14 protein-coding genes and 2 pseudogenes are annotated in these 18,339 nt (G+C 59.4%); 2 read left to right on the plus strand and 14 right to left on the minus strand.

Going from position 1 to position 18,339, the window contains the following annotated elements; all coding sequences use genetic code 11:
* The 4 genes and pseudogenes from FJ419_RS22145 to FJ419_RS22160 all read right to left on the minus strand — a co-directional run.
* Window positions 1-644: pseudogene (locus tag FJ419_RS22145) on the minus strand (type IV secretion system protein VirB4); the annotation flags it as partial.
* Window positions 644-970: a type IV secretion system protein VirB3 gene (locus FJ419_RS22150; protein WP_013533342.1), complete on the minus strand. Its 327-nt coding sequence runs from the start codon at window positions 968-970 to the stop codon at window positions 644-646. The pseudogene FJ419_RS22145 and the gene FJ419_RS22150, both read right to left, overlap by 1 nt.
* Window positions 970-1,335 (minus strand): pilin major subunit VirB2, encoded by a 366-nt coding sequence (gene virB2 / locus FJ419_RS22155; RefSeq protein WP_013533343.1) that lies wholly within the window; start codon window positions 1,333-1,335, stop codon window positions 970-972. The genes FJ419_RS22150 and virB2 overlap by 1 nt, the downstream gene beginning before the upstream one ends.
* Before the next feature lie 14 nt (window positions 1,336-1,349).
* Window positions 1,350-2,123 (minus strand): type IV secretion system lytic transglycosylase VirB1, encoded by a 774-nt coding sequence (locus FJ419_RS22160; RefSeq protein WP_064993315.1) that lies wholly within the window; start codon window positions 2,121-2,123, stop codon window positions 1,350-1,352.
* 1,222 nt (window positions 2,124-3,345) lie between these two features.
* Here FJ419_RS22160 and FJ419_RS22170 point away from each other — a divergent pair.
* Window positions 3,346-4,071 carry a response regulator gene (locus tag FJ419_RS22170; protein WP_013533346.1) on the plus strand — a complete coding sequence of 242 codons (726 nt, stop codon included), beginning with the start codon at window positions 3,346-3,348 and terminating at the stop codon, window positions 4,069-4,071.
* 102 nt (window positions 4,072-4,173) lie between these two features.
* On the opposite strand, the pseudogene FJ419_RS31230 reads toward FJ419_RS22170, so the two are convergent.
* From FJ419_RS31230 to FJ419_RS22200, 7 genes and pseudogenes are all read right to left on the minus strand, one after another.
* A pseudogene (locus FJ419_RS31230) lies at window positions 4,174-4,443 on the minus strand (transposase); the annotation flags it as partial.
* Window positions 4,444-4,473: 30 nt separating this feature from the next.
* Entirely contained in the window at window positions 4,474-5,256 is a 783-nt protein-coding gene (locus tag FJ419_RS31235) for a transposase (RefSeq protein WP_224655956.1), read from the minus strand.
* Complete coding sequence (locus tag FJ419_RS31240; protein ID WP_245321939.1) at window positions 5,147-5,869, minus strand: IS66 family transposase zinc-finger binding domain-containing protein; 723 nt, start codon at window positions 5,867-5,869, stop codon at window positions 5,147-5,149. The genes FJ419_RS31235 and FJ419_RS31240 overlap by 110 nt, the downstream gene beginning before the upstream one ends.
* A gap of 249 nt (window positions 5,870-6,118) precedes the next feature.
* The gene (locus tag FJ419_RS22185) at window positions 6,119-9,295 is read right to left on the minus strand and encodes a Ulp1 family isopeptidase (protein WP_224655958.1); all 3,177 of its coding nucleotides are present in this window, start codon (window positions 9,293-9,295) and stop codon (window positions 6,119-6,121) included.
* A 105-nt stretch (window positions 9,296-9,400) separates the two neighbouring features.
* Window positions 9,401-11,146: a type IV secretion system ATPase VirD4 gene (virD4, locus tag FJ419_RS22190; RefSeq protein ID WP_064993317.1), complete on the minus strand. Its 1,746-nt coding sequence runs from the start codon at window positions 11,144-11,146 to the stop codon at window positions 9,401-9,403.
* A gap of 233 nt (window positions 11,147-11,379) precedes the next feature.
* Entirely contained in the window at window positions 11,380-12,246 is an 867-nt protein-coding gene (locus FJ419_RS22195) for a hypothetical protein (RefSeq protein WP_064993318.1), read from the minus strand.
* Between the two features lie 73 nt (window positions 12,247-12,319).
* Complete coding sequence (locus FJ419_RS22200) at window positions 12,320-12,637, minus strand: hypothetical protein (RefSeq protein WP_064993319.1); 318 nt, start codon at window positions 12,635-12,637, stop codon at window positions 12,320-12,322.
* A 2,388-nt stretch (window positions 12,638-15,025) separates the two neighbouring features.
* Here FJ419_RS22200 and FJ419_RS31245 point away from each other — a divergent pair.
* Window positions 15,026-15,553, plus strand: coding sequence for a 2Fe-2S iron-sulfur cluster-binding protein (locus FJ419_RS31245; RefSeq protein WP_318013636.1), 528 nt, complete (start codon window positions 15,026-15,028; stop codon window positions 15,551-15,553).
* 518 nt (window positions 15,554-16,071) lie between these two features.
* On the opposite strand, the gene FJ419_RS22210 is transcribed toward FJ419_RS31245, so the two are convergent.
* The 3 genes from FJ419_RS22210 to FJ419_RS22220 all read right to left on the minus strand — a co-directional run bounded on the left by FJ419_RS22210 (window position 16,072) and on the right by FJ419_RS22220 (window position 18,155).
* A complete protein-coding gene (locus tag FJ419_RS22210) occupies window positions 16,072-16,638 on the minus strand; it encodes a DNA-binding protein (protein ID WP_064993320.1) in 567 nt (188 codons plus the stop codon).
* 1 nt (window position 16,639) lies between these two features.
* A complete protein-coding gene (locus FJ419_RS22215) occupies window positions 16,640-16,984 on the minus strand; it encodes a hypothetical protein (RefSeq protein ID WP_064993321.1) in 345 nt (114 codons plus the stop codon).
* A 205-nt stretch (window positions 16,985-17,189) separates the two neighbouring features.
* The gene (locus FJ419_RS22220) at window positions 17,190-18,155 is read right to left on the minus strand and encodes a LysR family transcriptional regulator (RefSeq protein ID WP_064993322.1); all 966 of its coding nucleotides are present in this window, start codon (window positions 18,153-18,155) and stop codon (window positions 17,190-17,192) included.
* Window positions 18,156-18,339: the final 184 nt, after the last annotated feature.

An 18,339-nucleotide genomic window follows, 5' to 3' on the forward strand; every position in this document is an offset into this window, starting at 1 on the left:
GTGTAGATCGAGGCGCCGAGTGAGCCGCTAACCATCGGAACCGGAAGAAACCGGCACGTCATTATCAACCGAAGCGCCTCACCGATTTCCGTGAAGAGCACGTCGCCTTTCTCACGAACACCCAACCGGCGCAGACCGTAACCGCCCAGTGAGCCAGCAATGATCTGCCAGAGGTCTTCCAGGCTTCGCATTTGTGTGGCCAGATCGTTGTCATTGCGTCTGGACGATTTTGCGCTACGCCAGCCGATCTTGCCGATTGCGGTGCGGGGGAACACGACGACAGTGAGGAAATGGTCGTTGCGAAAGAGCTTGCCCGACAGGACACGGCTCTCATACGCCTCGCTCAGACTGCCAGCGAATGCACTTTGAAACTGGCGCGATGCCGGCTCCGGCACATCGTTGTTTCGCACAAGATGGGCGTACAGCGTGACATTGTCGTCGGCGATGTTGCGCAAGAGAGTGTTGAACGCGCGGCAGCGCGAGTTGCGCATCTCAGCGTCTTCCAAATCAAATGGCAGCCCGTTCAGATGTGCCATGGCCATAATCGATCCGTCTTCCAGAAGGACAACCTGGTCGCTCAGATGACCGACATACGGAAGATAGATCTCGCCAGATCTCTCGGTCCTGCCACTGGCGCCAAACATCACACCATTCCTCTTCCGCGCTTCGGCACTCTGATCGGATTCGCGCTGACGCTCGCCCCGCCCCAGACCGACCCATCCACGCTTCTGCCGGCGGTCTGCAAATAGAGAAACGCCACGCTTGCGGCGTTATAGTCACGCTCAACAATCAGCCGTGCTCCGAACCAGAGTGGCACGAGCACGACTTCATAGAGCGGGTTCTTAAGGATGATGATGACGAGTCCCGCCAACATCATGAGCGCTCCGGCCAGCGTCAGCGGCACCCCCAAAAACAGTGCGGGGCGTGTCGCCGCCACATAGAGGGTGCTCACTTCCAGCCGGTCGCTCATCAGCCGGCGCCTATCAGCGCCTTGCCCAGGAAGCTGGCGCCAAACATGATGACGATTCCTCCAACGACACCCGCAACCAGGCCAAGTGAAGCACGACCGAACATCCAGGAGATCCCGATGGCCACGAGTCCGAGCACGGCCAGTGATTGTCCGAAGGGACCAAGTATGAAGGTGCAGATATTCTGGACCATCTTGGCGGGATCCGTCCCTCCGGTCACCTGTGCCGCGGCCGGCCCGCTGGAGAAGACCGTCCACGCCACGCCCGCAGCAGCGGCCGGCGCGTATTCAGCCGCCATTCGCAGCATGGAAAAAGGCGAAGGAACACGCGTTTTAAGCGCACGAAGTATTTTGAGTGGCTTGATCATTGTATCTCCATGTTTCAATCGAATACGAGTTTGTTCGGGTTCGAGGGTTCCCGCTCATCGGCAGCCCGGCTGTCTGTCGGACCGGAGGGATCGGCCCCGGAGCGGTTTGTCTGATAGGAGCCCCAGATGGCCCAGGAATTTTGGCGGGGCTGCTTTTGGTTGGCCTTTTGGTTCAGCTGGAGCAGAGGCGGCACTGCTTTCCGACCCGGTGCCTCAAGGTGTGGCGCATCTTGGGCGGTCGGCTCCTGCGTTGTCTCTGACATGTCCTTTGCGGCCAACTCGACCTTGCGTACATAACCGTTGGCAAAGCCACGCGTGACGTCACCCGTGTTATAGGCCGAGATGGCACGGCGAAGCGCCAGTTGCTGCGCTGGGGCAGTCGTGCCGCCGGCATACCGGCTTTCAAGCAAGTGGGCGGCGGCCGAAAGCGAGGCGCAGGGCTCGAATGCCTTTTCCGGCGTGAGATTGAGCGTGGGAAAGTTGTTGCTGTTTATTTGCATCAATCCAACATCGACGGAATGTTGTGCTTCGAGTCGGTCCTTGATGCCCCGCGTGGCTTGCAGGTGGTCTATCCAGCGAAGCTGCTCACCTGTGGTGTTGTCATGAGCCACCAGCGTTTCAAAGCCACTTTCAATCTTGGCAATCGCGGCAAGGGTGGACGGCGCGACCCAGGGAGCGCATTTGCGCGACAGGCGGTGGAACTCACGGGGCGAAAGTGGCGCGGGCTCGGCTGGGAGTGACATGGATGTCAACAGAACGATGGCCAGCGGCCAAACTGCAATAAACATTCCTATCACCTACCTTTCCAAGCCGCCCGACGGGTTCTGGCCCTGTCCGGAACACGCTTATCGGGGCGGTTTGTTACTGTGTGATGTTCAAGTTCAGCTTTTCGGCTTCAACTGAAACAAAGACCTTGATCGTGGCAGTGTGGGTGAGCATCTTGCGCAAGCACGGGTTGGCGGATCCGATTAGCCAGCAGCGACATGCAAAGGATCTTGGTACGACGAGTCCTGTGCGGGATTGCCCGTCCCGGTCGCCTGTTGCTTTTGGACTGTAATCCGCGGCTTCGGCGGCAGGATGGTGATGGAATCTTCTGCCAAGGTCGAATCAAGGAGAAAATGGAGGCTAGTCCAGGCTGCGGATGCCGTGGGTCGGTCCAGCGAGAGGACCGAAGAAGGCGCCGGTGCCCACGTTGCGGTATGCTGCCAGCTCTTTAAGAGACAGCCATGCGCGGCCCCGCACGGGCAGGTCCATCGCGCGAGCTCGTCTGCGCTGGCTGGATGGGGCTGTCCGCGGGGCGCGGAAACGCAGCAGCGCAGCCCATCTTGGTGCGAGCCTGATTCAGCTGTTCGGCGAGCCGCACCCCATTTGGCGGCGTCCGAGGCCGCTGCCGAGAATAGTGACCAGCTCAAAGGGAGGTGTCGCGTTCAACTGATAAATGCTAGCTCGGAACCGTAACCGCAACCGACCTGCCGGTCGCGCGGACCAGGGTTTGGAACGCCGGGCCCCTCCCCCCGGAAGAACTCGCTTGGAAGGAGACATACCATGGCCCAAGGCTACAGCAGCGACACGGCCGCTCTTGCGCCACCGCCTCTGCGATCAATCAAACGCCGCGCTCCGCCACCGCTTCGGAGCCCGGACGCACGAGCGGCAGGATTTCGAGTTGATGCAGCTCCGCCGTCGCCAGAACCGCGGCGACTCAAGGACACGTCAGGAAACTGGGCGTCCGTGCCGTCGAAGTCGAGTGCTGTTGCCGGGCCTGCAGGTGAGCTCGAGCTTGAGCTGAAGGATCCCACGGCAGGGTCATGCCGGCGACTGGACCTGGTCTCCTGGTCACGGACTGACTTGATGCGGTCATTTGGCTGTGGATGAAAGACCATGACGAGCAACGGCCTCACATTGGCCGCACGCAACGGCGCGTGGCAGCGGGGGCAGCTGTGGTGGGTCGATCCAGAAGGTTGCCGGGCAACAGCTTTGGAATCAAGGGGATTCAAGATTGAAGGTGAGCCGTTGAAACATGTTCTTGTCATTGACGATGATGCCGCAATGCGACGCCTCATCGCCGAGTATCTCATGATGCATGCCTTGAAGGTGACTGCAGTCAACGATAGCAAGCAGTTCAACCACGTCCTATCTCATGAGCCGGTCGACCTTGTGGTCGTTGACCTCAACCTGGGCCGTGAGGATGGGCTTGCGATCGTCCGCAAGCTGGCGACAAAATCGGATTTGCCTATCATAGTGATCAGCGGCGACCGGCTCGATGAGGCCGAAAAAGTCGTTGCACTGGAGCTCGGCGCAACCGATTTCATTCCCAAGCCTTTCGGCCTGCGCGAGTTCCTGGCCCGCATTCGCGTAGCGCTACGCCAGCGCATTTCCAGTCCGCGAACGAAAGATCATCGCTCATTCCGGTTTGGAGCTTGGAAGCTCAGCGTCAAACAGCGGCGGCTGATCTGTGCAGAGCGTGGCGAGGTCAAGCTTACCGCATGTGAGTTCAATCTCCTGATCGCGTTCCTGGAGAACCCCCGCAGCGTACTATCCAGAGAACGGCTTTTGCTCGCGAGCCGTGTGCGTGGTGAAGAGGTCTACGATCGAAGTATCGATGTCCTGATCTTGCGCTTGCGCCGGAAGCTCGAGGCTGATGCGGCCAATCCTCGCCTGGTCAAGACGAGTCGTGGTGCGGGGTACTTCTTCAACGCTGACGTGGACGTTAGCTACGGAGGCACCTTGGCCGCGTGACAGGGGCGATTCTGGCGATTGCTGACAAGGAGGCTGATCAAGCCAAAGCGGTGTTCTCAGGCCACGGCCTTTAGCTCGGCGCCGGGGTACAGGCCAAAGGCGTAGGTCGTCGATCTGGCTGTTGGGATGGCTGTTGACGATGCTGGTGAGGACGGCGGCGAGATAGCCGAGTGGCTGGACACCATTGAGCTTGCGGGTCTCAGCGATGCAATCACCGCCCCTTATTTCGGCACCGCAGTTCGAGCCAGCGAAGCGCGCGTTCTTGTCGTTTGAGCCCGATCGCACGGATTGAGCGCTCGACGGTGTTGCTGTCGATCGCGATGCGACCCTCCCAACGAAGCGCGAGAGACCCAATTTGAGAAGTGTGTATCGCCTGTCGAGCGTAAGCGCCTCGCCGATCGCCTATGGATTTGGGCTTGACGTTTTCCGGAATCGCCAGGGCATGAGTTCCTCGATCTGGCTCTGCGGATGGCCGTTGATGATGGCGTCGAGAGTTTCGGCGAGGTAGGCAACGGGATTGACGTCGTTGAGCCTGCAGGTGGCCACGACGGATGAGAGCTGTGCCCAGTTTTCGGCCGCAACTTCATGGCCAGCAAACAGAGCATTTTTTCTGGTCGCGCATACTGGACGGATGGCGTTTTCGACTGGGTTGGTGTCGGGCTGGAGCCGGCCGTCGTCGAGGAAGCGGGTGAGCCCCTCCCAGTGAGCGAGCCCATAGCGGGTGTCTTCCGCCAACCTGGAGCCGGAGGAGATCATCGACAGTTGCTTTTCGAACCATGTTTCAGGGCGGCGATGATCGGCGCGGAATAATCCTGTCGAGCGGCAAGCCGGACTTGAGGCGATGCCGCGCACTGGTGGCTCGATGGCGTAGAGCGCCGCGATCTGGCGTATCGCCGCTTCGGCGATCGGGGACTTGGTGTTACGCGCCAGCTTCACAAACCGTCGGCGCAGGCGGCTCCAGCAATGGACGAGCAGCCACGGTCGTTGCGGCCGTTCCAGGCATCTCAGCCGGTCATAGCCCTCATAGGCGTCAATGAACAGGCGATCCGCGTCAGACAGATGCCTGGGCTTCGGCTTAAGATGGAAGCAGGCCCGGCCTGCCCAATTGCCCAGTGTGGCGCGATCCAGTTGGATGCCCCTGGCGGGCGTAGATTTCGGCCTGCCGGTAGAACGGCAAATGACCACCGAACTTGGCGACGATGACCTGGGCGATTAGCGCCTCGGTCGGCAGGCCGCCGGACACGATATGCTCGGGCGCATGCGCCTGCACGACCGCGCTCGAGCAGCGCCGGCAAGCGTATTTCGGGCGGCGCCTGACCAGCACGCGCAACTGCGCCGGGATCGCGTCGAGCCGCTCGCTGACATCCTCGCCGATCCTTAGCCATCTCGCCGCAGCCGCAGGGGCACAGCGTGCTCTGGGCTCGATGATCCGTTCCACTCGCGGCAGATGAGCCGGCAAGTGACCACGGTTGCGCGGGCGTGAACCGGACGCGCCGTCCGAACGACCCTGGATGACCCGCTGCGCCCTTTCCTGCGCGGCGTCGAGCACGCCCTGCGCGATCTCCACGTCTTCGAGCGGCAGGTGGTATTGATCGGGATGCAGCTTCTCGGACCTGGCGCCGAACTTCTCGTGATTGAGCTGACCGACGATGGTCTCCAGGCGACGCCGCGCCTCTTCGGATTTAGCCAAGGCAGCCTGGCGCTCGGCCAGGGTCGCTTGCGCCGATTTCGGTGGCCTCATCGTCCGCTGAGGCGCCGACGATTCATCCACCATCAGCGGCGCGAACATCGGCGCCATGCTTTCTGGCAGTGCCAGTTGTCCCTGACGAAGGCGACGCCGCCAATCGGTGGGTCGCGCCATGCTTGCGGGCGACCGCCGCCACCTGCACCTCCGGCATCAGGCTCTCGGCGGCAATCCGGGCTCTGTCGGCCTCCGAGCGCACCCGCCGTCCCGTCCGACCGTCCAGAACCTCGAGCCGGCCTGCGCAGCCAGCTGTTGGGACGTGGTCGCCAAAAGAGCTGTTCTGCTTCATCGCGGCCATCGAGCTCAACGCCCCGCGTCGGAGCGCTCTCTGCTTCTGTAGGAAGTCATGAGGTCCGCTCGGGCTTGATCGGGGTCTTGCCTGATGGACGACGTGTTTGCTGCACGCGCTTGCCGCTCCGTGCTGAGGATTTGCGGATTTTCAGTCCTCTGCCTCTTCGCCGGTGTCAACAGCGCTGTGTAGTGTTCATTGTTTATGATGACTCCCCCGCTGTTCACGCGGTTGCTCCTTTCAAGTGCACTCGTCAGCTCGGCCTGGACGTGGCGAGTCCTGCTCACGTGCCGTTCAAACGAGGCTGGCGCGACTTGTCGGGCTTGCTGCGCTTGCAACACCGCGTGTCGCACCTGCGACCCGGCTGCTCCAAACACTTCCGCGGGGCTTGCAACCTCGTGGGGCAAGCGCCCCTGCCACAGTCGGTTTTGCAGCGCCTGCCGATCGGGGACGAGGGCCTCGAGGTGCAGCGGCCGCTGCGGGTCTGGCAAGTCCTGGTTCGCCAATCTCTCAACCAGGGAGCGCGTGCCGTCCACCACGAACACGCCGCAATCAACACCGTTGTTCTGCAGGGCCATGGCGGGTGTCACCACGGTGGTCACGTCCAGTCTGGCTGCGAGCTCTCGTGCAGGCGCGTCATTGTATGGCAGTCCATCGCGACGACGGATGGAGTCGTAGTGATAGGCAACCGCTTTATCCCGGTCGCTGCGATCTACGAGCAGCAGCGACCAATGCTCGTTGCGTCCATCATTCCCCGCCGCAGCCATGGGATCGCCACTGTTCACAGGCAGGAACACGAAGTCGGCTGCGACGTCGTTTTGATGATAGATGGACAGCACTATGGGGTCCGGGTCCCGGTCGTGACGGCGCAGTTGCTGGGAGACCAAGGAATCCACAAGCCGCGTTCGGGCGGCGAGTGCTGGGTGGTGCATCTGCAGGCTCTGCGCCAGCAACTGGTAATCCCTGCTGATATGGGCGTCACCCAGCAGGTCGGGGCCGAGCACCGCCCCTTCGGGGAGGTTGAACGAGCCTGACGGAAGGGCTGCGATGTGTGCCTCGGAGGAGGTGGTCAGATCGACCAACGGAACACCGCGATAGGTGTCCGACTGCGTCGCTGGCAAGGCGGGTTCTGGAGCCCTTGCCGGTACTGCTGCCGCTGCAGCTTCCCTCATCGCACCGCGATGGACGAGCCAAACGGCGTTGCCGCCCTCCGGCGTCAGGGCGGTGTAGCCGTGACCTTTGATATCGAAGTTCCATTCCGGCTTGTCGGCATCCGGCAAGAGGCCATGGTGATTCAGCAAAGGGAGCATCGCCTCTGGGAGGCGTTGAGTCCCATGGGAGAAGCCGTCGGGGACTGCGGACGAAAGGTCTATAAAGTCCTCGATCGCCGCGGGGGGCGCCTCAGACCTTGCGGAGGGCGCGGCCCGCTGCGTCCTTCTGATGGGCTCGGCCCCTGTGCCTGGAACGGGTATCCCAGCCAAGGGCAATTCACCGAACTGCTGCATGGGGGGCTGCATTGGCACGCGGCCGCCTGAATTGCCGATTTGGCTCGGCTGCTGCTGAAAGGCGACGACTTGCGGCGTATTCAGGGCCGTCAGCCTCTCCGCTGGCCACAGCGCTGTGGAATGTTCATTGTTGGTGGCGACCCACCGGGGTGGCCGGTGGGCGCCCTGATCAAGCGCATCCGGCAAGGGCTGTATCTGCTGTTGGCTGGCAGCTAGGACTGGCGGAGCGGCGGCCTGAACTCCGGCCCATCCAGAGTTTGCGAAAGCGTCCGACATGCTTGTGTTGAGGTTATCCCGTCCAGCGGGCGTGCTTGGGTTGTTGAAAAAAGACGAGGCGGCTTGATCATTCTGCCCTTCCTGGAGCGCGCCGTGCAACCCCTGCTCGATTCGCACAAGCGCCTCTGTATTGGTTGGCACCACGTCGGCTCGATCATCGAACAGCGATAGGTTCGCCTTGGCAAGCGCGTATGAGTCCGCTTTGCGAATCCGCTCTAGCGCGTGGCTGAGATAGCGATCGTTTGGGTACAAGCTCTCGGCGATTTTCGCCCGCTCATTGTGATCCAGCCCAGTGATCGTCTGACCCTGTTTGTTAAGCGCCGCAGAAAATTTGCGAAGACTACGACTATAGATAACACGGGTGCTTGAAGCCAACCCGCTGTCACCGGCCGCTTTTTCCAGGAGGTGCGCGTCCGCCTTTGCGGGCACCGGCCGGTCAGCAACTGAATAGTCCGGCTCATGATACGCACGCAGGACGTTCAACGCCGTCTTCATATCAGGGTAGTCCGGAAAGAAAGTATCGAGGTGGTCGACCAGGGATTGGTGATTTGTTAGATCATTCGCTTGGCCGCGCTCGCCGAAATGATTCGCTAATCGGCGAAGCGAATAAGCGTGAGCTTGAAGCCTACTCTTGCTATAGCCTTGCTGAGAAGCCGCAGCCTGGGCGATCGCCTTATCAATAACGTTCCAGTGTTCGTCGGACACATGGCGATAGCTGGGGTCACGACGTACTCGAGGCGCGACAGGAGCCGGATTGGAGCGGCGCGGCGCGGCCACGTGCTGCTCAATGCCCACTTGCCGGGCCGGACCCGCATCAGGCAAGCGGCCATCGCGGTCCGAGGAAGAGAGCATCGCCTGTGGGACGCGTTGAGTTCCATGGGAGACGCCTTTGGGGAGGGCGAACGAGACGGTTATGGAGCTCCCGATCGCAGCGGAGGGCGCTTCAAATTTTGCGGAGGGCGCGGCCTGCACATGCATCCTTCTGATGTGTTCGGCCCTTGCGCCTTGAACGGGTAGCCCTGCCAATGGCAATTCAGCCAACCGCTGCATGAGGGGCTGCATCGGCACGCGGCCGCCCGAATGGCCGATTTGGCTCGGCTGCTGGTGAAGGGCGACGGCTTGCCGCGCATTCAGGGCCGCCAGCCTCTCCGCTGGCCACAGCGCTGTGAAATGTTCACCATTGACGATGACCAACTGTGGCCGGTGGTTGCCCTGGTCAAGCGCATCCGACAAGGGTCGGATCTGCTGTTGGCTGGCTGTTACGATTGGCTGAGCGGCTTGATCATCCTGCTCTTGGTGAAGCACGTCGCGGAGCCCCTGTTCCACTCGCAGAACGGCCCCTTCATTGTGCGCCTCGTCGGCTCGATCATCGAACATCGGCCGGAACGCCTCGGCCACTTGCTGCGCCACGCTCACTCGCCGGGCCTCGCCCGCTTGCCGCCCTTCCAAGCCGGCGTCCTGCGGCAAAGCTGTTGCACGGGATGGATTTTTTCGCGGGTCCACACTAGCCTCACATCAAACGGTATCGTTAAATTCCTGCGCCAATCCACGCGGCGGCTCATCGAGTCGAAAGTCTGTGGAGAGTTCCTCCTCTGCTTCCGTCAACGGTGCCGGCTCCGGGAGGGCGCCTGTCTGGCCTTCAAAGATGCGTTTCAGAATGCGGTCCGAAAAATATCGCACCTTCCTCAATTGCAATGGTGGCAGACCTTTGATGAGAACGATCTCGTAGTCGTCGTCGAGCAGCCGAACCTGTTCGGGACGCAACAGCGGTGCACCTTGATGCGAATTCTGAATGTTCCAGTCGAATCTTCGCGCCTGGCTGTAGGAAATCGATTTGGCTTCAAACGTGTATTCACCGATGGCTTTGGAAATGTAGTTCGGGGTCTCATCATCGGCCGTTGCCATGAACACTTGCAGGCCGGTATTGCTGAGAAAATTCTGCTTGCCAGCCTCTCCATAAGCCCCTGTCAGTGCCGAAAGGCTTTGGATGATGAGCATGAAACGCCCCTTGTAGCCCGCGATAGTCGTAATTGCGGTCTCGATCGCCTCCAGCTTACCCAAGTGCTTGAACTCATCGAGCAGGAAGAGAACCTCGTGCTTTTCCTCCGGGCGGGGCAGCGACCGCTGTAGAATTGAAACGATTTGCTGAAAAAACAAGCGTATCAGAGGCGCGATCACCTCAAGGTCGTTTGGACCAACACAAAGATAGATGCACGTTCGGCGACGGCGAAGATCATAGACCGAAAAGTCCGAGCGACTTGTGGCCGCCTTAACAGCGGGATCCGCCCAGAGATTGAGCCCGCCATCGCCGAGCACGGAAGTGTAGGAGGTCAGGATTTTTGTGTCGTTCCCGGCCATGTCGTCGAAGATGCGTTGAGCCTCTTTGTTTCGCGTCTCCATGGCGAGTTGCGCGAAGAGCTTAAACTTTTCCCCCGGCTGGGCGAAGAGATCATAGACGGCGCCGATTGTCGGCGTGCCCCGCTCGATGCAGGCAAGGATCCCCGCGACAAAGATATCTCGCGCGCCGCTGACGAAACCTTCCGCGCCTTCCCCCTTGGCCGTAATCAGGTTTGCGGCCAAGCGGCGGGCTTCGGTGAATTGGAGCTGTGGAGGCAGCGCAATAAGGTCCAACAGTGGATTGTAGCAGTTCGTGCGCCGCTCCGAATCCAGCGGCGCGAATTTGAACACGTCATCGCCTGCGGCTTTGCGCGCCCTCGAGGTGAGCTCGAAGAGCTCCCCCTTGACGTCCAGAGCTATCACTGAGCCTTTGAATGTAAGTAGCGTTGGAATGACTACGCCGACGCCCTTGCCAGCGCGGGTCGGTGCAACGATGAGGCTGTGAGGCTGCTCGCCATTGGTCAGGTAGTAACCAGGCCAGAAAGGGCCACTCGTCTTCCCAAATACCGGTCCTTTCACGCCACGGTATCGTCGCAGATATCCGGTGCGTCGCATTTCATCCACTCGAGCCCAACGAGCCGTCCCGTGGTGTTCGAGCTTGCGGCGCAATACGACCTGCTGAATCAGCAAGACGACCGCGGATGTCGAGAGCACGATAGCCGCGCCCCGATAGAAGACGGGGGTTGCGAAACCCAGATAGAAGGGCGTCTCAAACCAAAAGGCACGGACATCAAACGCCATCAAGGCCTCGCCGCCACCGCCGTGGAGGAAGGTTGCGTACAGACTTGCCGCACAGAACCCCACGGCGAGCGAGCAGGCGATGCTAACGGCTATGTTGGGGGTCGTCGTTTTGGTTGAAGGCATTGTTCCATTGCCTGCCGCAGCTCATGGTGCGGCTTCAGACACCGAACCGACGTCGTGATGTCGCCGCTCGACAGATCGATGCCGAGGCGGGTGGCGCAATGGTTGCATCGCACCACCCGGCAGACGTGGTTTTTTGAAAGTTACACAAGTTAGTGCGTCAACGGCCAGCGACTTGGAAACAGCCAGGCCGTGAACGCAATTCGGGAGAGAAAGCGTCTACTGTTGCCGAGATCTCAACGGCCCCCGCGATCCCTGTTCCTGGTGGACTCCTGCAGGTCCGCTCGGGCCTGACTGTAGCTGCGGTTTATGGCCTGCCCTACTAGACCACCCCGCTGCAGCTGTTCATAGGAGATTTGCGTGCCTGTCGCATGAACCGCAGCCTCAAGGCCTGCTATGTGGGCGTCCAGATCCGCATGCCGTTCCTCTGCATGCTGCGGCGGAGGCATTTGCCGCAAGAGGGGTTCCAGGCCGGGAACTGCGTGAGCTTGGGCCTGCTGATTTGGATCCATCTGGTGATACGCCTGGATAATTGCATTCTGTGCCACCATCCTGATGTTGCCGTTCGGATCAGACATCAATTCAACGGCTTGATCAAGAATGCGAGATTGGTTTTCGTTATTGAACTTGCCGAAGTTGGGCGCAACGTTAAGAGCTCCGAGAGCTTGCGAGGCCGGATCCATGTTGCCAATGCGATTGACAACAGCATCTTGCATGTGTGGCGTTAGGTAATTGGCTATATTGCTGACCGCTCTGACTTGCTCCAATGCAACGTTGTCCGGCCGGTACCCCAATTCGGATGTCAGCTTCCAAGTCAGCTCGACGGCTGATCGTCCGAGCTGATTGCCCCGCCTTTCAAATTTTGCGAGTTCAGTTTCTTGCCCGGGTTGAGTACCCCGAATGGCTGTTCGCGCTTCCTTCCCGAGGCCTTTGAAGCCTGCAAGGTTTCGCGCTGTATCGCGCGGGTTAGCGGTTACCAGCCGTTCTGCTACCTGCGTTAATGGCCCCTCTGTAAGGGACAGGATGGTAGAGGGTTCCCTGGCTTGTTCCCTGGCTTGGGATGAACTTGCAGCTGCGCGTGCCCGTTTGTTATCGCGATCCATTGCTCGGTCTCCAAAGTCGTTATTCTACGCATGAGGTTATCACCCAAGCCTGACCTGCTGAACCGATATGGTGTTACAGTTGTAGTCTGGCAGAAGGTTCCAGTCTCGTCCCAGCCAAGATGACGAGGCTGGCATCAAATGCCGTGAGTGACTTCTGCCAAAGCGCATGAATGGTACGCCCCGGCTCTGTCGCCTCCTCCTTCCGGTCGTTGCAAGAGCCCGGGGTGATATCCTCGCGGCAGCTTCTCCTTTGAGCGCAGGGTGGATGATCGAGCGTTGCTACAACGACCACCGCCCGCTCCGGCTGATCAGCCGCGGCCCGGCAATTTGCGCGGCCGCCAATAGCACCACCGCGCTTTGCCACCATCCGGCCTTCCTGCTGCAGGCTCATGGCAATCTCGCGACGGGGCCGGTGACAGGCGAGGTGCAAAGGACGGGCGGGAAAAATCGCGCTGGCGGGCAGCGCGGCATCGCACAATGCCGCCCCTTCTCGGCCCGGCCGCCTGTCGCCTATGAGTGCCCGGCGTTAGCCCCAGCCGCTGGCGAGTCAACCGTCAGCTGGGCGACAGCGACATGTTCAACGCCTTCGTGCCCGGGGTTTTCTCAACGGGAGGTCGCCTGGCGCAGTCACCCCGGAACGGACGGCCTATTCAGCGCCAGCTCCGCAGCAACATGACCAGCTGCAATGGCCACGCAGCCTTGCGCTCCAACCGCATTGATGCAGGCGCACCATCGACATTACTTGCTTTGGCTGCAACATCCCCTCTCCTTCCCCGCCCCACGACGATGCAGGACTCAGGAAAACTTCAGTTACGCAAAGACGGTCAGTTTCTTCAGCTGCACCTCGATCGGATGCAAGGGGATAAAGGAGGGTTCAAGTGGCGCCGAAGCGCAGACGCGATGGCATGACTCGCGCACGCAGCCGTCCTGGCCGACAGGCCTGTTCTTGGGCACAAGCTCGAATTGAGCGCCTTATCAAGGCTCAAGGAGTTTTCAGGTTACCGTCGCGATCGCGGCGCTATTACGCTCTGAGCACGCACACTTCCGCGCGATGCGAAGGCAAACGATACGCTAACTGTCACGCCTGACGGAGTGAATCCGACCGCCATCAAGTATTCTCCAGCGTGCATGTGCAACACGGTGTTTGTTACTCTTTTTGCCGATGGCCCTCGCCTCGTCGCCGAGCCGGCTCTGTGCTCGTGGTCGCAACTTCAGGTCCCACGCCCTAGGCCAGCCAGGACGTCAGTGTCGGCTGTGGAACAATGTCGGGTTCGGATGGCATGGGCGGCCCACAACGGTTTAGTCAGAGGCTTTTTCTCTTGGCACACTTAGTGCGGCAGATGATCCACAAACGCTGCATGGATCCGCGATACAAGGAGAGCAATCGCAGGGACGAACATGAGAGGGATACATTGCGTGGCCCGCGCCTTCGATCCTGCAAAGCTGCATTTCACATCCTGGGCGGGCGACCGCACGTGGAGAGCAACATCGACGGTCAGCGTGTTTTCACGTGGGGAAGTCCGGGACGCGGTTCCAACTTATTTCGGCCTATGGGAATAGTGAGCCGATCTGCAGCCAGAGCCGAGGCGCAGCGACCGAGATCTAACAGGATCACTGCAAGTCGATGAGATCGTAGGATAATCAGGCACGGTTGAAGACACCAACTATTATAGGAGCATCGACAGCGCCGACCGGTATGCAGGCTTGCTTTCTGACTAGCGTCAGTTTGCTACTTTGAATGAGTCGCACACTAAAGCATCGTAGAGCTGGCCTAAGTCGCCTCAAGCCGATGCGCGCCGCAAACCATTATTGCTGTGCAGGTGTTTGCAGCCCTGTGCGATTGGGAGACCGCCTCGCCATGAAGTGGACCAGCTTACTTCTGCTGAGCACATTCAGGCTCGGACCTGTGTCCCGCAAGAAGAGGGTGGTTCGATCCGGCACTGACCCTAGGGCGGGGGGCTTGTTGAGCCGGTGCCGGACCGAACCGTCTAGGGCAACGCCGGCTATGTCGTGGGAAATTGTGGCTTCGGCGCGGCTAAACCGTGGCGGAAATGTGTCGACGATTCACCGTTTCCAACACGCGCGTTGAAAACGTGACTGGACGTTTCGGAAAGCGCCTAGCGCTGCTGGGTTTGGCGGGAGCTGTGCAGATGGGAGGCTATCCTGGCTGTGAAAATTAGTCGCCCGGTCAGTGTGGCCGGATTTCAGGAAGGGAAAAGCGCGCAAAGTCAATTCGGCGGGACGCGGGGCGACACACAATCGCAAGCCAGCAGGCGCGGCTCGGCTGCGAGGAGTTCGGCCATCTCCTTCTGAAGGCTCAACAGAGGACAGATCAGTCAGGACATGCGGATCCGAAGCAGAAGTCATGCGCTTCAATCTTGCGGCGTTAGAGACGCCCGCGATTTTCATGACCGGGCAAGGCCGCTTTCATGACCGGGCAAGGCCGCGCCGTTTGTCAGCGATGCCGGAATGTCGGGAGTACTAGGTGAGGCGAGCGCCGCTCGAGAAAATGGAAGCCGCCGCAGGTCATCAGTGCCTTCAAACCAGCTGGCGCGCTTTGACCAGTTCGGAAAGCGGCGCCAACAGCCAAGTCTTCTATCCGCCGGTACAGCGCCAGAACGCCGCCGGCACCTGTTACGCGGGCGTGGCGACGATCGCAGCAGTCGCAGTGGACACCGCCTCAGGGGGACGTGAAGCTCCTTTCGCATCATTCCATCCTCGAAGGCGGCACCAAATCGTGCCGGAACTCGTCTCGTGTCAGCTCCAAGGCAGCCTGGCCATGGGCGTCGGCCACGCCCTGCTCGAGGCTTTGCCGCTCTATGAGGACGGACCCGACCGGAACTGGAACCGGTATTGCCTGCCGCATGCCAGGGATGTCGGGGTCTGGACACAGACATCGGAGGTGCGACTTCCTGCACGAATATCTCAACCTTACGGGATCGCGGCTTGGCTGCGGCCAAGGCATCTGCCACGCGTGCGCGATCATTCTCGAGGACCCGGAAGGACGTTACCGTCAGATCCGCAGCTGCATCACCGCAGCGCATTTCTTCGATGGCAAGTCCGTCCGCACATAAGAAGGGCATGCCGAACGCGACGCGAATGGCGATGTCGTCCGGCTCTCCGCGATAAGGCCTTCGTCGAACGTTTTTCATTCCAGTGCGGCTATTGCACTCCGGGCTTTGTCACCGGTGCAACCGTGCTGGTTGAGCGTCTCAAAGAGAAGCCGGTCCACAGGGCGGATGTCGAAAGCACGATCGAGCAGGCGCTTGCGCCGTTGTCGTTGCACTGGTTAGGTCCGTTACCATGAGGCGGTCCGTCACGTGATCCTGAGCACGCCCGGCCTGGTACAGACTGAAATCCGGCGATGAAGCGTTCCTCGATTGGCCTGCGGCACGCATCTGGTCGACTTGCAGCGCCTGATCGGCTGCCGCACGGTTTGCAGAGTCAACGAATTCCCTCGAAGTGAGCAAAGCTCTTCCTTGGCTCAGTTCGTACGCACTTGAACCGCCTGTGTGACCCGTTCGATGGCACTAGCTCCTGTCAGCGAGAGGATTGGAGTTTCTGACCGAATTGTCTCTCGTCACATTGATTGGGAAGAACAGTTAAGATCGGCTATGGACAATCTGGACGCTTTGACCCATCCAAATTATGCTGCGGCCTGCCTGTCGATAACGAAAGTCTGGCATTGAGCTTTTGGAACGGACCAGGGCTGCCGCAGGTCTTCGAGCCGTCCTGCATGGGCGAATGGGAGTCCCGGGTCAGGCGACTGCGGAAGGTGGCCAAGTCATTGCCGCCTTCGCCCAGAAGCGCGGAAGGCGGCTATACTCAGATTGGCCGATACATCAAAACCCGACCCTTCGGAATTAACTGCAGCAAATAGTCGAAATCACTGACGTTGCCCGTTAGAACGGAAAATCCCATTTTCTGCGCATGCAGGAACAGCACGCAGTCTTGAAGCGCCCGAAGCTTGGAATCATGCTTGTAGCCCTGGAGGCGACACAGCATTCCTGAGAGAAGGGCGGCTCGGCCCAAGACATCGGGATCTGGTGCAAAAACCCGATGGGACGGCATGTCCTTGATCATGCTCCCGATCTGCTTGACAGCTTTACTCGTGCCCGAGTGTTTCGGATCAAGCACGCCTACAGTGTGCATCAGCTCCTGGATCGCTACGGTGCTATGGTTGACCTGCCTGACATCGAGGAGGTCGGCAACTGCGTCAGGCGCCCGGCCTTGCAAACCGTCGATATAGACGCAGGTGTCCAGCAGCAGTTCTTGCCCCGCCCCGCCGAGGTTGCCGATGATCGGCAGCTCCGTGTCGGGGCGGCGGCTCAAGGTTTTTTGAGGATCAAATCGCGACCACCTTAAGGCCGCACCAAAGTCGAAATCGGCCAATTCAGAATCCGAGCTTCAGCGTCGGATCCACAGTCCCCCGTGTTTTCCTGAAGGTCTCGGCGAAGTTGTCTTCCAGAGCCACATTGGCCAATGCAAATTCGACGAGCTCGGTATCAGACGTCAATCCGGTTCGAGCCTTGGCTTTCTTGATTAGATTAGCACTCACCCGCCCCGCAATCCTGCCGTCCTTCTCAGCGCGCAGGCCAGATTCTTCCGCCCTCTGCAGGACCGCGTTAATCCTGGCCAATCGACGCATCTGCAATTTCTCAGCCAGCTTGGGATGGGTTCTCGTCCGCTTGCCCACTGGCCCTTGGCCGCGACGCATCCGTACAGCTGTCTTCGTCATAGGGGTTCCCTCAGGTCCGTTTAACAAAAATGGATTCTAGACAACATAGCAGGCAAGGTGAATTTTTCAAATGCACCAAGACAAAGGGCGGTTGTTGGCACCCGGAATTGCGTGCTGAAGCTCTCCAAAAGGAGGGATGTCACGAAGTAGGGATGTCACCGCTGCAATCGACCGAAACAGCCACTCAGGTACAATTTTTCCGGCATTAGATGCTATGGGGGTGGAAAGCCGCTTTGGGCCCCTCACGCCCGAACGATTGTTCACGGTGGATCACCTCCACGAAAGTATCCACAATTGGCGACGTTTGCGAAATATTATCGCTGCCGCGGCGCCAAAATACCACGTAGTCGTATCTCGCTGACGGCTCAAAAGGAACGATTTTCACATCAAACATTTGATATTGCTGTGCAACAAATTCATTATCTATTGCAATACCTATACCATATGCGACAAAGGAAGCATCCAAGCCTATTGTGTCCGAATGAACCTTCGGCAATAAAGGAAGTTCTCTCCGCCCGTATGTCAATAGGCCCAATTTGTTAGAAGTGTATTCTCTCTCTAGAACGATAAGGGGCTCCCCTGAGAGGTCGTCAACAGTTATGATGTCCTTTTCAGCAAGGCGATGGTCGGGTTGCAACACGCAGACACTCTTGCTTTCGGCGACTATCTTCCACTCAAAGAAGCGTTCATCTAACGGCAGTCGGGAAATCCCGATATCGGCCTCTCCCGTCACAACGCTTTGTGCTATCTCGTCGTATCGCTGGGCCCTATAATGAAATTCTAGAGTCGAATCTAGATTATTTAGCGCAAGAATTATTTTGGGGATGAGTCTCAACGAGAATATATGCGGTGCGGCAATCGTCAGGAGGTTTCGCTTGGCGCTGAAAGAATCGGTGATTTCCCTCTCGATGTGGCCGAGGGTCTCAAAGTATCTGTCTATGCGGTTGTAAATTTCGATGGCGCGCGTGGTTGGAACAAGGCCGCGGGGATCTCGCGCAAAAAGCTTCTCACCAACAGCTTCTTCAAACAACTTGAGATGCTGGCTTACGGCCGACTGGGTAATCCCGAGTTCTCGGGCGGCCCGCCTCGTAGAACCGGTCCTCATGATCTCCCGAAAAATCTGAGCGGACCTGAACCCAGCCTTGCTGTTTCGGCCGGAAATCTCTTCCATTGCCTTTGTCCGAATTGGTGGCCGCAGGGCCAGAGCTCCGTTTGGCCGCTATATCAGTAAAATTAATAGGGTGTCACAAAAACTTAATAAATTGACCATTTTCCCGATTCTCCCCATCGTCTGGCGTAACAAAACCAGTGGATCAGACGCATCAGAGAGAACGCTGACATGACGCATGCAGCAA

It is taken from the genome of Mesorhizobium sp. B2-6-2 (assembly GCF_006440615.1).
GTDB lineage: Bacteria > Pseudomonadota > Alphaproteobacteria > Rhizobiales > Rhizobiaceae > Mesorhizobium.

Bases quoted from the DNA above. Each gene is read 5' to 3' on its own strand.
- FJ419_RS22150 (WP_013533342.1), bottom strand. From the start codon at position 970: ATGAGCGACCGGCTGGAAGTGAGCACCCTCTATGTGGCGGCGACACGC.
- virB2 (WP_013533343.1), bottom strand. From the start codon at position 1,335: ATGATCAAGCCACTCAAAATACTTCGTGCGCTTAAAACGCGTGTTCCT.
- FJ419_RS22160 (WP_064993315.1), bottom strand. From the start codon at position 2,123: ATGTTTATTGCAGTTTGGCCGCTGGCCATCGTTCTGTTGACATCCATG.
- FJ419_RS31240 (WP_245321939.1), bottom strand. From the start codon at position 5,869: ATGGCGCCGATGTTCGCGCCGCTGATGGTGGATGAATCGTCGGCGCCT.
- virD4 (WP_064993317.1), bottom strand. From the start codon at position 11,146: ATGCCTTCAACCAAAACGACGACCCCCAACATAGCCGTTAGCATCGCC.
- FJ419_RS22195 (WP_064993318.1), bottom strand. From the start codon at position 12,246: ATGGATCGCGATAACAAACGGGCACGCGCAGCTGCAAGTTCATCCCAA.
- FJ419_RS22200 (WP_064993319.1), bottom strand. From the start codon at position 12,637: ATGAGCCTGCAGCAGGAAGGCCGGATGGTGGCAAAGCGCGGTGGTGCT.
- FJ419_RS31245 (WP_318013636.1), top strand. From the start codon at position 15,026: ATGGGCGTCGGCCACGCCCTGCTCGAGGCTTTGCCGCTCTATGAGGAC.
- FJ419_RS22215 (WP_064993321.1), bottom strand. From the start codon at position 16,984: ATGACGAAGACAGCTGTACGGATGCGTCGCGGCCAAGGGCCAGTGGGC.
- FJ419_RS22220 (WP_064993322.1), bottom strand. From the start codon at position 18,155: ATGGAAGAGATTTCCGGCCGAAACAGCAAGGCTGGGTTCAGGTCCGCT.